At 51.9% G+C, this 14,974-nt stretch carries 15 protein-coding genes; 1 reads left to right on the top strand and 14 read right to left on the bottom strand.

Going from position 1 to position 14,974, the window contains the following annotated elements; translation table 11 throughout:
- The first annotated feature begins 4 nt into the window (after positions 1-4).
- Complete coding sequence (gene luxS / locus ACJHYD_RS16970; RefSeq protein WP_001130211.1) at positions 5-520, top strand: S-ribosylhomocysteine lyase; 516 nt, start codon at positions 5-7, stop codon at positions 518-520.
- Between the two features lie 63 nt (positions 521-583).
- Here the strand turns inward: luxS and emrB are convergent, their stop codons facing one another.
- The 14 genes from emrB to ACJHYD_RS16900 form a co-directional block, all read right to left on the bottom strand.
- Positions 584-2,122: a multidrug efflux MFS transporter permease subunit EmrB gene (emrB, locus tag ACJHYD_RS16965; RefSeq protein WP_001295176.1), complete on the bottom strand. Its 1,539-nt coding sequence runs from the start codon at positions 2,120-2,122 to the stop codon at positions 584-586.
- A 16-nt stretch (positions 2,123-2,138) separates the two neighbouring features.
- Positions 2,139-3,311 carry a multidrug efflux MFS transporter periplasmic adaptor subunit EmrA gene (gene emrA / locus ACJHYD_RS16960; RefSeq protein WP_001295175.1) on the bottom strand — a complete coding sequence of 391 codons (1,173 nt, stop codon included), beginning with the start codon at positions 3,309-3,311 and terminating at the stop codon, positions 2,139-2,141.
- Positions 3,312-3,437: 126 nt separating this feature from the next.
- On the bottom strand, positions 3,438-3,968 hold the full coding sequence (gene emrR / locus ACJHYD_RS16955; RefSeq protein WP_000378442.1) for a multidrug efflux transporter EmrAB transcriptional repressor EmrR: 531 nt from the start codon (positions 3,966-3,968) through the stop codon (positions 3,438-3,440).
- Positions 3,969-4,058: 90 nt separating this feature from the next.
- On the bottom strand, positions 4,059-4,394 hold the full coding sequence (ygaH, locus tag ACJHYD_RS16950; protein ID WP_000119745.1) for an L-valine transporter subunit YgaH: 336 nt from the start codon (positions 4,392-4,394) through the stop codon (positions 4,059-4,061).
- Positions 4,384-5,121: an L-valine exporter subunit YgaZ gene (gene ygaZ / locus ACJHYD_RS16945; protein ID WP_410228826.1), complete on the bottom strand. Its 738-nt coding sequence runs from the start codon at positions 5,119-5,121 to the stop codon at positions 4,384-4,386. The genes ygaH and ygaZ overlap by 11 nt, the downstream gene beginning before the upstream one ends.
- Before the next feature lie 123 nt (positions 5,122-5,244).
- The gene (locus ACJHYD_RS16940) at positions 5,245-6,429 is read right to left on the bottom strand and encodes an MFS transporter (RefSeq protein WP_000165699.1); all 1,185 of its coding nucleotides are present in this window, start codon (positions 6,427-6,429) and stop codon (positions 5,245-5,247) included.
- A 452-nt stretch (positions 6,430-6,881) separates the two neighbouring features.
- Positions 6,882-7,874, bottom strand: a complete 993-nt coding sequence (gene proX, locus ACJHYD_RS16935; protein WP_001216531.1) for a glycine betaine/L-proline ABC transporter substrate-binding protein ProX — start codon at positions 7,872-7,874, stop codon at positions 6,882-6,884.
- Positions 7,875-7,931: 57 nt separating this feature from the next.
- Positions 7,932-8,996, bottom strand: a complete 1,065-nt coding sequence (gene proW / locus ACJHYD_RS16930) for a glycine betaine/L-proline ABC transporter permease ProW (protein ID WP_000774978.1) — start codon at positions 8,994-8,996, stop codon at positions 7,932-7,934.
- The gene (gene proV, locus ACJHYD_RS16925) at positions 8,989-10,191 is read right to left on the bottom strand and encodes a glycine betaine/L-proline ABC transporter ATP-binding protein ProV (protein ID WP_000985490.1); all 1,203 of its coding nucleotides are present in this window, start codon (positions 10,189-10,191) and stop codon (positions 8,989-8,991) included. The genes proW and proV overlap by 8 nt, the downstream gene beginning before the upstream one ends.
- A gap of 356 nt (positions 10,192-10,547) precedes the next feature.
- The gene (nrdF, locus tag ACJHYD_RS16920; RefSeq protein WP_001521117.1) at positions 10,548-11,507 is read right to left on the bottom strand and encodes a class 1b ribonucleoside-diphosphate reductase subunit beta; all 960 of its coding nucleotides are present in this window, start codon (positions 11,505-11,507) and stop codon (positions 10,548-10,550) included.
- A gap of 9 nt (positions 11,508-11,516) precedes the next feature.
- Positions 11,517-13,661 (bottom strand): class 1b ribonucleoside-diphosphate reductase subunit alpha, encoded by a 2,145-nt coding sequence (nrdE, locus tag ACJHYD_RS16915; protein WP_001551534.1) that lies wholly within the window; start codon positions 13,659-13,661, stop codon positions 11,517-11,519.
- Entirely contained in the window at positions 13,634-14,044 is a 411-nt protein-coding gene (nrdI, locus tag ACJHYD_RS16910; RefSeq protein WP_001551533.1) for a class Ib ribonucleoside-diphosphate reductase assembly flavoprotein NrdI, read from the bottom strand. Before nrdI ends, nrdE begins: the two co-directional genes overlap by 28 nt.
- Positions 14,041-14,286: a glutaredoxin-like protein NrdH gene (gene nrdH, locus ACJHYD_RS16905; RefSeq protein WP_001223227.1), complete on the bottom strand. Its 246-nt coding sequence runs from the start codon at positions 14,284-14,286 to the stop codon at positions 14,041-14,043. Before nrdH ends, nrdI begins: the two co-directional genes overlap by 4 nt.
- 208 nt (positions 14,287-14,494) lie before the next feature.
- A complete protein-coding gene (locus tag ACJHYD_RS16900) occupies positions 14,495-14,926 on the bottom strand; it encodes a carboxymuconolactone decarboxylase family protein (RefSeq protein WP_000209797.1) in 432 nt (143 codons plus the stop codon).
- Positions 14,927-14,974 lie beyond the last annotated feature (48 nt).

Genomic DNA, 14,974 nt, shown 5'->3' with positions numbered 1-14,974 from the left:
CTAAATGCCGTTGTTAGATAGCTTCACAGTCGATCATACCCGGATGGAAGCGCCTGCAGTTCGGGTGGCGAAAACAATGAACACCCCGCATGGCGACGCAATCACCGTGTTCGATCTGCGCTTCTGCGTGCCGAACAAAGAAGTGATGCCAGAAAGAGGGATCCATACCCTGGAGCACCTGTTTGCTGGTTTTATGCGTAACCATCTTAACGGTAATGGTGTAGAGATTATCGATATCTCGCCAATGGGCTGCCGCACCGGTTTTTATATGAGTCTGATTGGTACGCCAGATGAGCAGCGTGTTGCTGATGCCTGGAAAGCGGCAATGGAAGACGTGCTGAAAGTGCAGGATCAGAATCAGATCCCGGAACTGAACGTCTACCAGTGTGGCACTTACCAGATGCACTCGTTGCAGGAAGCGCAGGATATTGCGCGTAGCATTCTGGAACGTGACGTGCGCATCAACAGCAACGAAGAACTGGCGCTGCCGAAAGAGAAGTTGCAGGAACTGCACATCTAGTCAGTAAACTATCTTCACAATTAATTGAAAAAAGCCAGTTCAAATGAACTGGCTTAGTTGTACTTAGTGCGCACCACCTCCGCCGCCACCTGCGCCAAATGGCGGTTTAGCAAACCACACCAGCCCCAGCAAGACGAGGAATATCCCGGCTGACATCCAGAAGATCTCATTGGCGGAAATAATCAGCCCCTGATTGGTGATCTGCTGGGCAATCCAGCCTGATGCCTGCTGTTGCGTCATTCCCAGTCCTTCCAGTTGACTGTACATCGCCTGGGCGTTTGGGTTAAACGGGTTTACCGACTCGGTTAACTGCGCATGGTGCATCGACTCGCGGTTGGTCCACATGGTTGTGGTTATCGACGTGCCGATAGACCCCGCCAGCGTACGCGTAAAGTTGGAGAGGCTCGATGCCGCCGCCAGTCGTTCCGGTGGCAAACCAGACAGCGTAATGGTGGTCAGCGGCATAAAGAAGCAGGCCACCGCAAACCCCTGGATAAACTGCGGCCAGGCCGACGCGCCAAAATCCATACCCGGTTCAAAGGTATAGGCACGCCAGTAGAAGCAGACGGCATACATAATAAAGCTGAAGGTTACCAGCCGCCGCATATCCAGTTTATGCGCGAAGCGGCCGATAATCGGCGACAGGATCACCGGAATAATTCCTACCGGCGCAGAGGCCAGACCTGCCCACGTTGCCGTGTAACCGTAGACCTCCTGCAACAACTGCGGCAGCAGAACAATAGCGCCGAAGTAGAGCATATACGCGAGGCTGATACACAAACAGCCGATGGTGAAGTTGCGCGACTTAAACAACGACAGATCGACTATCGGGTTATCGTCGGTCAGCTCCCAGACAATCAGGAAGCAGATAGCCACCACTGCCACCACGGTAAGGATGATAATTTCCTGTGATGAAAACCAGTCCAGCTCTTTACCGCGGTCGAGCATAATCTGCAGGCTACCGATACCAATAACCAGCAGTGCCAGCCCCACGGCATCAATCCGCCGCCGTTCGGTGCGGGTTTCACGTCCGCGCAGGGTTTGCAGTGTCATCAACACCACCGCCACGCCAATCGGTACGTTGATGAAGAATATCCAGCCCCAGTGGTAATTGTCACTGATATACCCGCCGAGGATCGGGCCGCAAATTGGCGCAACAATCACCGTCATCGACCACAACGCCAGCGCGATCGAGCGTTTGGCTGGCGGGTAGTTATTCAGCAATAGACTTTGCGAAAGCGGAATTAACGGCCCGGCGACAATCCCCTGAATCACGCGGAAGAAAATCAGCATATTCAGGCTGCTGGAGACACCACACGCCCACGACGCAATAGCAAAGGCGATGGTGGACCAGAGGAACAGTTTCACTTCCCCGACGCGCTTTGCCAGCCAGCCGGTAAGCGGGATCGAGATGGCATTCGCCACCCCGAAAGAAGTGATTACCCACGTTCCCTGGCTGAGCGATGAGCCCAGATTCCCGGCGATAGTGGGGATCGCCACGTTAGCAATGGTGGAGTCCAGCACCTGCATGAATGTCGCCAGTGACAGCGCAATCGTCATAATGACCAGTTGCGCGCCTTCCAGCGGTTTTTGCTGTTGCATCACACGCACCTCTGGATTAGCCAGCGTTAGCTTTTACGATATCGTCGATCAGTTTATTGACAGGTGCCAGGCTGATTTCACGCGCGGTGCTTACCGCTACCGGTGTGGAACGTACTTTATTTGCCAGTACCTGACCGTCACGGTTAGTGGTATTGACGCTCACCAGCGTGGACAAACCGATACGCAGCGGGTATTGCTCGAGCTGTTTCTGGTCCAGTTCAATACGAACAGGCAGACGCTGAACGACTTTGATCCAGTTACCAGTCGCATTTTGCGCCGGAAGCAGTGAGAACGCGCTACCTGTCCCCATATCCAGACCAACCACTTTACCGGTGTATTTCACATCATCGCCGTAAATATCGGTGGTGATGGTGACCGGCTGACCGATGCGCATATTGGCAATCTGCGTCTCTTTAAAGTTGGCATCCACCCACATATTGGTGGCTGGAACGACCGCCATCAGCGGCGTCGTTGGGCTAATTTGTGCCCCAGGCTGTACCGCGCGGCGGGAGACATAACCGGTCATCGGACTGACAATACGAGTACGCTCCAGCGCCAGCCAGGCGTTACGTACTTCGGTGGCAGCCTGTTGCACGGCAGGCTGATCTTCCAGTTTAGTCCCCAGAATCATCGCCTGATTGGCATTGTATTGTTGAATCGCGACGTCCAGTTGTGCCTGGGCACTGGTAACGGCGTCGCGGGCGTGTTGCAGCTCTTCGCGACCAATCAGGTTGGCATTGCCCAGCGGCACACGGCGGTTGTAGTCGCTTTGTGCTTTCGCGAGTGCGATTTTTTGCACCTCAATATTAGCCTGCAACTGTTTGCTGTTAATCATCAGCTGGTGGGTTTGGCGAACGCTGGAAGCCAGTGCAGTTTTGGCTTTTTCAAACGCCTGGCGAGCATCTGTCGGGTCGAGGGTGACCAGCACATCGCCTTCTTTTACAAAGTCGGTGTTATCGGCCCAGACTTTCGTCACGCTGCCAGACACCTGAGACATAATTTGAATCTGATTCCCTGCCACGTATGCGTCATCGGTTTCTTCGAAATGACGCAGTACCAAAAACCAATAAATCCCTATCGCTACGGCAATAATTATAAAGAGCAAGGTGAGAAGGAGGAGCAGACGCTTACGTTTGCCGCTCTTCTTTACCGGTTGCTGCGGGGTTTGAGTCTCCGCATTTGCGCTCATATTGTTCTCCACGATCTTCTTAACTCATCGGCTGAGCCGACCTGCTTGCCAAAAAGGCCAGCATGTTGCGATGCTGGCCAGTCATTTTTTCTTTTATAAATCTGGATTTTTGAGCGAGATGACGCGTTAGCTCATCGCTTCGAGAACCACACCGTCTTGTTCCATCTGGTCGAGACGGGAGAGCAATTTGCGGGTGATTTGCTCGAGCTGATCTTTTTCTGTTGTGCTGAGCGCGGACCAGAGTTGATGCAGGCAGTTATGCTGCGGTGGTAAAACCTCGCGCAAAAACTCGTGACCTTTTTCCGTTAATTGCAGATGCAGGCAGCGGCGATCGTTATCGCTTTCACGACGTTCAATCCAACCGCGTTTTTCCAGTTCATCGGCAATACGCGTCGCGTTGGTACGGGATGATCCAAGAGCACAACTCAATTCAGAAGGCTGAATACTGTGGTTTTCCTGAGACTCCAGCGTAATCAACGCCATAAACAACGTCTCGTTAATCCCCTGAGCCTTCAGCATTTTATTGCGGTTCTCCAGCAGCTTGCTTTGCATGTGCATGCAAAGACGGGTCAGAAGGATCTCCTGATAAGGAAAATCTTCGTGGCGGCTGGCGCGAAATTTTAGCATTTGTTCAATGGGCGTAAACGAACTATCCATTTGGGTATGACCTCATTAATTTCAGCCGATATAGTAACGACAGTGACAAATAAAGTAAATGTATTGTTTTAGAAAAATGATTCTTGTGGGTTATATAATCGCCATCACTTTCCAGGCGAGCCCGTAGGCCAGCGCACTAAGCAGTGTTGGGATGATAATGCTGCGTGTTTTATAGAAACTGGCACCCAGTACCGCGAAGCCGACCAGCGTGGGCACGAAACGGCGTGTATCGTGCATCACTTCTGGTGCGGTAGAGACAACCAGCAGAGCGCATATCGAGGCGATGCCAATGGTGTCGAGCAATATGCCTATCGCGCCACGTTTGGTTGGGCGGGCATTACCCACACGCAGGCGCAGCGGCAAATAGCGGAAGCAATAATTCGCCGCGCCAACCAGTAACCCAAGCAGCAGAACCTCATAGCTCATCGGGCGCTCCTTGCCAGAATGCCTGGATTAACGCAGTGAGGCAGCCACAGACAATGCCTGCCTGAATGGCGACGGGAATAGAAAATAGCGTTACGCCTGCAAGGGCACCAACTAACGCTGCGGTAACGCAAAGAGATTGTTTGCGCTGGAAAGAGGCGAGCAGGAAACTCATAAAGAGTGCCGGAAGCATAAAACCTAATGCTGCTTCAACGGCGGGATATCCTTGCAGCAAGCCGCTGCCGGAGAATGCCCCTATTACCGTACCAAATACCCACGATGACCATGAACTGAAGGCAATGCCGATCATCCAGTTCTCGCTCCAGCGGCGATTATTGCGTACCAGTTTTGCGGTTGCGGCGGCAAAAACCTCATCCGTCAGGCCAAATGCCCACAGGGCGGTTTTCGATTTTTGCAGACGCTGAATAATACGGCTACGCAGTGACGGGCCATACAAAACATGGCGAACATCCATTGCCATGACGGTCAGTGCAGCAACCCACAAACTACTCCCGGCTGCCAGCATCGCGGTAATGACGAACTGGCTCGCGCCTGCATAAATGATGCAGGAGAAAAAAACGCTTTCGAGAGGAGAGAATCCCAGACGGGTCGCATTCAGACCGAACGCAAAGGCCACCGGAATATAACTAATAACAATCGGTAAACTGTCTTTGCATCCTTCCATGAAGGTCGCCGAACCAGGAGCAGGCTGTGGAGTAGGGCTTTCCATAGAGTGTACGCTTAACGATTGTTAATATTATAAATAGACTGAATGAATATCTTAACCTTATCAGACTGATGGGCTTCTTAACACCCTTATAAGTGTAAAGCCACGAAAACGGTTGCTGATTGCTTAATTTGCAGCTTCCTGACGATGAAAACCTCGCCACCAGACCAGTAAGTTAACCAGGGCAATCGTCGCGCCAGCCAGACAAACGCCAGCCCAACCGCCATGTTGCCAGGCTGAGGCTGAAATTAGCGAACCGGCGGCACCGCCAATAAAGTAGCTGGTCATGTAACCTGCGGTCAGGCGATTACGCGCATCAGGGTGTATTCGATAAATTACCGTCTGGTTAGTGATATGCACGCCCTGCACGGTGAGATCCAGCACCAGGATGCCGATAATCAAGGCCAGTACGGAAGTGTGGCCAAACCAGATCGCCAGCCATGAAAGTAATAGCAGCAGCAGACCGAAAGTAGTGGTGTGGTGCGATTTACCCTTATCGGCAAAACCGCCCGCCGGACGAGCACCCAACGCTCCGGCAGCTCCCGCAAGTCCAAACAGACCAATTACACCATCGCTGTAGTTAAAAGGTGGAGCGGCAAGCAAAAAGGCCATTGAGGTCCAGAGAATGCTGAAGTTGGCAAAGGTCAGGCAGCCCAGCAACGCGCGGGTGCGCAGAATTTTATCGCTGATAAACATGCTGAAAACGGAACCAAGCAACTGTGGGTAGTTGAGGTGGGTTTCTGATTTCATTTGTGGCAGACCACGCCATAATGCCAGCGCCATCAGTGCCATTAACACCGAGGCAACCCAAAAGACGGTGCGCCAGCCGCCGAGGTTTGCCAGCAACCCGGCAACGGTTCGTGCCAGCAAGATCCCCAACAGCAGCCCGCTCATAATGGTGCCGACCACTTTGCCGCGTTTATCCGGTGAAGCCAGCGTCGCTGCCAGCGGAACCAGAATTTGTGCCACGACTGAGAATAAACCGGTTAATGCCGTACCGAGGATCATCATCGCCAGTGACTGACTGCTGGCAGTGATTAACATACCGCCCGCTGCCAGTAAGGTCATCGAGACAATCAGGCGGCGGCGTTCAAACATATCACCGAGGGGAACAAGAAACAGCAGACCTGCGGCATAGCCCAACTGCGCGGCGGTAACAATAAAGCCCGCCGAACTGGCGGAAAGGGAAAAGTTACGCGCAATGGTGTCGAGCAATGGCTGGGCGTAATAGTTGCTGGCGACCGCCAGACCGGTGGCGATAGACATCAGTACGATCAGTGCCGGGCTAAGCTCATGATTAGGTTTAGTCATTATTTTTGTTCATCAGGTGATGATTAAGCTGGAAATCAATAATAGCGGATGTTGATGAATATGGGGCGAAAGATAGATTGTTAAAATGTGCGGGTAATGGGGAGAGGGTATTTGAAGGTGAAATATGCCACTAAGGCAAATGTTACGTTCACTTCCAGATTATAGCTACTTTGTCACTATTTTGCTGGTGAACGTGCCAGGGTGGCTCAGTCGCCACCACCCTGGCGACCCAAACTTTTGGCACAAAATCGCCGCTACGCGGTACATTCGACTTATTTCTTACGGCTATCGGGTACGGGCGCGAGGTAACATCCCTGTAAGACGCGCCCTCGCCGCGCATCCCTGCGCGTCGCCCCGGCCTTCAGAAAACGTCTCATCGATTTTCAGCCGGATTAAAACCATCGCTGCAATTGTTTTACTCACATGAGCATTATCTGCGCGGTTATCAATATTTACTTCTGCGCTGCCAGCGCCTCATTCACCCAGCCATCGAACTGCTGCTGGTGGGCTTTGATCCAGCCATCAACGTGGCCCTGAATATCGCCTTCTGAGGCTTTGCCGTCATGCATAATGGCGTTCTGGGCGTTAATATCTGCCACTGGTAACTGCATAATGGCAAACAGTTTCGCTGCTGCCGGGTTTTTCTCGGCCCAGGCTTTGTTGGCAACGATATGCATGGTACTGACCGGGAAGCCGTAATTCGCGCCATTCGGCAGTTTGGTATCGGCATTTTTATCGCCCGGCAGTGCGGAGAACGGCACCTGCAACCAGACCACATCTTTCCCCGGTTTCAGTTCGTTACTCACCCAGTACGGCGTCCAGGTGTAGTAAAACACCGGCTTACCCTCTTTGTAACGACTGATGGTGTCAGCCATCATCGCTGCGTAGTTCCCCTGATTATGCGTCACGGTATTGGTCAGTCCATACGCGGCAAGCTGGTGGTTGATCGCACCTTCGCAGCCCCAGCCAGGGTTACAGCCAGTCAAATCCGCTTTACCGTCGCCGTTGGTATCGAACAGTTTGGCGATCTTCGGATCTTTCAGTTGCGCGATGTTGGTGATTTTGTACTGGTCGGCAGTTTTCTTATCGATCAGGTAACCCTGTGCCGCGCCGTTAACAAATACTCCTTCACGATAAAATTTCTTATCGCCACCGGCAGCTTCGTACATGTTGTCATGCAGCGGCGTCCAGTTCACGGCGGTGAAGGTTGCATCGCCGGAAGCAAGCGAGGTGTAGCCAACGTTGTAATCCACTTCGCTGGGTTTATTGACGGTATAACCTAATTTCTCCAGTGCACGACTGACCAGCAGCGTCTGGAAGGTTTCTTCAGTGATGGTGCTCTGAACTGGATTAACAGTAATGCCTTTGCCCGGCAGATCGGCAGCAAAAGTTTGTGTAGAGATAAGCGTGGCAAACGCTGTCGCAAAAAGTACGCTATGTCGCATTGTTATTCCTTTTTTTGGCAGGGTGATAATGCCCGGCGTCACCGGGCAAGTGCAGAGTTACTTAATGAATGGGCGGGTCAGCAAACCAACAGGGCCAGTGGTGTACCAGCGACGGTTGCCGCGACTGCGTGAGTCGCGCCCAACGGCCTGCGTCAGGCGGTCGAGGATAATGGCGAGGATCACAATCCCGACGCCGCCAACGGTGGCAAGCCCCATATCCAGACGACCGATACCGCGAAGTACCATCTGACCCAGCCCGCCGACTGCAATCATCGAGGCGATGACCACCATAGAAAGGGCCAGCATCAGCGTCTGGTTAACGCCCGCCATAATGGTCGGCATCGCCAGCGGTAACTGAACTTTGAACAGCATCTGGCGCGGGCTGGCACCGAATGAGCGCGAGGCTTCAATCAGATCCGCCGGAACCTGGTTAATCCCCAGAATTGTCAGACGGATAATCGGCGGCAGAGCAAAGATGATCGTCACCACTACGCCCGGCACGTTACCGATACCAAACAGCATGACGATTGGTACCAGATAAACAAACGCTGGCGTGGTCTGCATGGCATCAAGCAGTGGACGAATAATTTTCGCCGCTCGTGGACTTCTCGCCAGCCAGATCCCCAACGGCAAACCGATGACGATACAGAACAGCAGGGCGGTTAGCACCAGCGCCAGAGTAACCATTGCCTGTGACCAGGCACCGATTGCGCCGATGGCAATCAGCGAAACCAGCGTCGCCACGCCCATTCCGACACCGGAAATTTGCCAGGCGATGAGAGCGAAAACGATAATCGCCACCGGAGCGGGCATACCCAGCAGCAATTGCTGGAAACCGTTGAGGATGTAATCAACCGGAACGCGCACGCCCTGGAAGACGGGACGGAAATGGGTAACGACCCAGTCGATCCCTTCAGTGACCCAACTGTCGAGCGGGATCAGCGTTTTATGGAACGGATCGAGAATATTAAAATGCTCGACGTTTGGCGCTGGCGTACTGGTCAGCCAGTCAGCACCACCGCCGTCAGTCGGTGCAGTCGCCGGTGTACCCCAGGCGTCTGCGGACTGTGCGGCACTGTCCGCCGCTGGCGTGGTATCCCACGGATTATTTTGATCAGCCATTATTTACCCCCTCACGATCTAAAGCGCGCAGCAGCATTCCTTTCGAAATGATGCCGACATACTGTTGGTCCTCGTCGACCACGGGCACCGCACAGGGGGCCTGTCCGACATGAGAGAGCAACTCGCTAAGAGGCGTTTGTGCATCGACCGCTAACGGCGCATCAATCAGCGCCGCATCAAGACCTTGCTGCTGCGTTAACGCGGCTTTAAGCGAATCGATAGACACAGCGCCGACAAACTTATTACCGCGTTCGATGACGTAGCCATATTCGCGATCTTCATCCTGCAATAATTTCAGTGCCGAACGCGGGCCGAAGCCGGGGGTTTTACGAATTAAGCCGTTCGGTGTACGACGGGCAATATCTTTCGCACTGAACACCTGGCTAATATCGACGCCACGGAAGAAGGTACGGACATAATCATTCGCCGGATTATTGAGAATTTCATCCGGTGTGCCGACCTGTACCACTTCACCATTTTGCATAATGGCAATTCGGTCGCCAATACGCATAGCTTCATCGAGATCGTGGGAAATAAAGACAATGGTGCGCTGATGTTTCGCCTGTAATTTTACCAGCTCATCCTGCATCTCGGTGCGAATTAATGGATCGAGCGCCGAGAAGGCTTCGTCCATTAATAATATATCCGGATTAATCGCTAACGCGCGGGCTAATCCCACACGTTGACGCATCCCGCCAGAGAGTTCATCCGGGTAGCTGTGGGCATAATTTTCCAGCCCGACCTGACGCAGTGCATCAAGGGCTTTTTCCCGGCGTTCTTCGGCATTAATTCCGGCCAATTCCATACCGAACGCAGTATTGTCCAGCACGGTCATATGCGGCATTAAGGCAAAGGACTGGAAGACCATCGCAATCTTTTTTCTGCGCACCTCACGGAGTTCGGCGTCGGATATTTTGGCAATATCCACACCATCAATCAGCACTTGCCCGCGGGTGGGTTCAATCAGGCGATTGAGAAGGCGTACCATTGTGGATTTACCCGAACCGGATAATCCCATGATGACAAATATCTCGCCTTCTTCAATGGCCAGACTGGCGTCTTTTACGCCAAGCGATAGCCCAGTTTTTTCCAGAATTTGTTCTTTTGAAAGTCCTTGTTCGATATATTTGAAAGCTCGCTGTGGATGCTCACCAAATATTTTATAAAGATTTTTAATTTCTAATTTAATTGCCATGCAATAGAAAGATTCCTGTTATTTGTTTATGTCGATACATTACCCAATGGAAATAGTCACTTTTTTCTACCCTAACATACTGAGAATCTGAGGCAACCCCTGATGGCAAATGTGGCATGAATATTGATGTGAGCAAATCGCCGGAATTTCCCATGATATAAGGGCTGAGAGCAAATCGAGAAAAGTTGATATTTTTTGTCAAAGATAGCGAAAAAACGTCTGAATATTGTGGTTTCAGGCGAATAATGCAACAGAGTGTCAGTGTAGATCACCACAAAATATTTGCGTGATAAAAAGCTATTTGGCGGAAATTATTTCCCTGCTGCGGGTAGTGATATTTTTGAAAAATAACACCCTCAGAAATTCCAGTCTTCATCTTCTGTTTCGACCGCTTTTCCCATCACATATGAAGAGCCTGAACCGGAAAAGAAATCGTGATTTTCATCGGCATTCGGCGAAAGCGCGGCGAGGATTGCCGGATTCACTTCCGCCATTTCTGCGGGAAATAACGGTTCGTAGCCCAGATTCATCAACGCCTTATTGGCGTTGTAACAGAGAAACGCTTTCACATCGTCAGCCCACGGGGTTTCGGCGTACAGCTCATCGGTGTATTGCAACTCGTTGTCATAAAGTTCCAGCAACAAATCGAAGGCGAAACTCTTCAACTCTTCACGTTGTGCCTGGGAGATCTTTTCCATGTTTTTCTGATATTTATAGCCGATGTAATAACCGTGGACTGCTTCATCGCGGATAATCAGACGGATCAGGTCTGCGGTATTGGTTAGCTTTCCGCGGCTGGAAAAATACATCGGCAGCCAGAAACCGGAATAGAACAAAAAAGATTCAAGAAACACACTGGCGATTTTCTTTTTCAGCGGATCATCCCCGCGATAATGTTGCTGAATAATCTGAGCTTTTCGCTGCAACGGTGCGTTTTCTTCACTCCAGGCGTAGGCGGCATCGACATCTTTGGTCTGGCACAGCGTCGAGAAAATCGAACTGTAAGAGCGGGCATGAACCGCTTCCATAAAGCTGATATTCGATAATACCGCTTCTTCATGAGGCGTGAGTGCATCGGGCAACAGCGAAGGCGCGCCGATAACATTTTGCAGCGTGTCGAGCAGCGTCAGGCCAGTAAAAACGCGCATCGTCAGTTGTTGTTCTACGACACTTAATGTCTGCCATGCAGGAATATCGTTCGACAGCGGCACCTTTTCTGGTAGCCAGAAATTGCTGGTCAGGCGATTCCACACCTCCAGATCTTTATCGTCAGATATCTTGTTCCAGTTGATGGCGCTGATACGAGAGAGTTTCATAGATATTCCTTAAAGTGCACACGAGACGCAGCCTTCAATTTCAGTGCCTTCCAGCGCCATCTGACGCAGGCGGATGTAATAGAGCGTTTTGATACCTTTGCGCCAGGCGTAAATCTGCGCTTTGTTGATATCGCGAGTGGTGGCGGTATCGGGGAAAAACAGCGTCAGCGACAGCCCCTGATCGACATGGCGAGTCGCTTCCGCGTAAGTGTCGATGATCTTTTCTGCGCCAATTTCGTAAGCGTCCTGATACAGCGCCAGATTCTCGTTAGTCATAAACGGGGCAGGGTAGTAAACGCGTCCTGTTTTGCCCTCTTTGCGTATCTCTACTTTCGCCACAATCGGATGAATACTCGACGTAGCATGGTTGATATAAGAGATAGAACCGGTTGGCGGCACCGCCTGAAGATTCTGGTTGTAAATGCCGTAGCGCATCACGTCGTCGCGCAGCTGCGCCCACATCTCACGGGTAGGTAACGTAATACCGCTACGGGTAAACAGTTCGCCAACTTTCGCCGTTTTCGGCTGCCAGTTCCCTTGCAGATATTGGCTAAAATATTCACCACTGGCATAGCGTGACTGTTTGAACCCGGCGAAGGTTTCACCGCGTTCGCGCGCCAGCAACATCGAGGTACGCAGTGCGTGCCAGGTGATGGTATAGAAATAGAGATTGGTGAAATCCAGTGCTTCCGGCGACCCATAAGCGATGCCTTCTCGCGCCAGATAGCCGTGTAAATTCATCTGCCCCAGTCCGATGGCGTGTGAGGCGGCATTTCCGGCTTCGATGGACGGCACGCTGCGGATATGACTCATATCTGACACCGCCGTTAAACCGCGCACGGCAGTCTCTACCGTGCGGGCAAAGTCGGGGGAATCCATGGTGTGGGCAATATTCAACGAACCTAAATTGCAGGAAATATCATGGCCTGTGCGGGCATAGTCGAGATTCTCGTCATACTCTGAGGCGCTGTTAACCTGCAAAATTTCTGAGCAGAGATTGCTCATATTTATGCGCCCGGCGATAGGGTTAGCACGGTTAACCGTGTCTTCATACATGATGTAGGGATAGCCGGACTCAAACTGGATTTCTGCCAGTCGCTGGAAGAAATCACGGGCGTTGAGGTATTTTTTGCGAATGCGTTCATCGGCAACCAGTTCGTCATAGTGTTCGCTAATGGCGACATCGGCAAACGGCTTGCCATAAACTCGCTCTACGTCATAAGGCGAAAACAGCGCCATCTGCGCATTCTCTTTTGCCAGATGGAAAGTGATATCCGGGATCACCACGCCCAGCGACAGTGTTTTAATGCGGATTTTTTCGTCGGCATTTTCCCGTTTTGTATCGAGAAAACGCAGAATATCGGGATGATGAGCATGTAAATAGACTGCACCTGCCCCCTGACGCGCGCCGAGCTGGTTGGCATAGGAAAATGCGTCTTCCAGCATTTTCATCACCGGAATCACGCCAGATGATTGATTTTCAATACGTTTAATTGGCGCGCCCGCTTCTCGCAGATTCGACAGCAAAAATGCTACGCCGCCGCCGCGTTTCGACAGTTGCAGTGCGGAATTTACCGCCCGGCCAATCGACTCCATATTGTCTTCAATACGCAGCAGAAAACAGGAAACCAGTTCGCCGCGCTGCTGCTTACCGCAGTTGAGGAATGTCGGCGTGGCTGGCTGAAAGCGTCCTGACAGCATCTCATCGGTCAGTTGCGTCGCCAGTGTTTCATCGCCTTGTGCCAGCGTCAGCGCCACCATCGTGACTCGATCGGCAAAATCTTCCAGATAACGCTTACCGTCGAATGTCTTCAACGTATAGCTGGTGTAAAACTTCCATGCTCCGAGGAATGTCTGGAAACGAAAACCGCTGGCGTGCGCGTGGGCAAACAGCGTAATGACAAAATCGCGAGAGTAGCGATTAAGGACGCTTTCATCATAGTAACCTTCGTTAACCAGCCAGTTCAGGCGCTGCTGCTGGCTACTGAAGGCCACACTGTTCGGACGCACATGCGTCGTTATAAAGGCGTCTACTGCCTGGCGATCTTTATCGAACTGAATGCGACCTGCGCTATCGTAAAGGTTAAGCATCGCATTCAGCGCGTGGTAATCCATCGTTTCCTGCGTCAGGCGTTCTGCGGGTGTCGTTGCCAAAATTCGGTTACTCCTTTACGAACGTTTTCGATATCGCTTTGCGTACCCATGAGTTCAAAACGGTACAGCCACGGCACGCCGCATTTCTGAGCAATCACATCTCCGGCGCGGCCATACGCCTCACCAAAGTTGCGATTACCCGAAGCAATAACGCCGCGCAGCAACGCCCGGTTATGCTCGTCGTTTAAAAAGCGAATGACCTGTCGTGGCACCGCGCCAGCCGTACCGCCGCCGCCGTAAGAGGGCACGATCAGGATGTAAGGCTCGTCTACCTGAATCCGTTCCCGCTCATTGAGCGGGATGCGCACCGCGGGCAGCCTTAAACGTTCGATAAAACGCTGCGTATTTTCGGAGCTGCTGGAAAAGTAGACGAGCTGGCTCATGCACTGGCAGCGTGTGGCGCTGGATGCAGACGATTGATCATGTCCGGGCGGAAACCAGACCAGCTAAGATCGCCTGCAATCACAACCGGCAACTGACGAAAGCCCTGAGCACGCAGCGCTTCTGCCGCTTCAGGAACGCGATCGACATTAATCATTTCAAAGTCAAAGCCCCGGTTTTCCATCGCCCGTTTGGTGGCGTGGCACTGAACGCAATCGTTACGAGTGTAAATAGTAATGCGCATTATTCGTATTTCCGTTTAAAATGAAGATACGGCGCGATGATACGCGTCGGGTTGTCTCTCTGTTGATACAGAGATACTAGATGTAGTTGAAAAAAGATTCAACCATACAAGATATGGGAATTTTAGATTGATTACGCCACCGATGAATGGCTCAACGGGGTAGGGGATTTTGTGTTTTTTTGCCGGGCGAATACCCGGCATCAAGAAGTTACATCCGCATGGAAACGGCCAGACGGTTAAAACAATTCATCAGCCCGATGGCAAACGTTAAGTCGCTGATCTCTGCTGCGCTGAAATGCTCAAGCAAAGGCTGATAAACCTCGTCTTCCGCATGGGTTCTGGCAATTTCGGTTACCGATTCCGCCCATGCCAGCGCCGCCCGCTCGCGTTCATCAAAATGATGGCTTACGCGCCAACCTGCCAGGGCGTCCAGTTTGTGCTGTGGCACGCCGGATTTGCGCAATGCTTTGCTGTGCATCTCCAGACAAAATGCGCAGCCGTTGATTTGCGAGACGCGCAAATAAACTAACTCCATCAACGTGGTATCCAGCGTGCTATTTTCCAGTGCCGTTTTGGCCTGCACTAGTGCGTTATACACTGCCGGGCTAAGTTCGTAGTAAGGCTGACGTAATGTAGTCATACAGTTTCTCCTCTTATTAACGCCCGCAATGTAGCACTATAATGGACT

Source organism: Escherichia sp. WS1368, assembly GCF_046487485.1.
Lineage (GTDB): Bacteria > Pseudomonadota > Gammaproteobacteria > Enterobacterales > Enterobacteriaceae > Escherichia > Escherichia coli.
The sequence above is the reverse complement of the archived record's forward strand: the minus strand, read 5'-3'. Positions and strand labels throughout refer to the sequence as shown.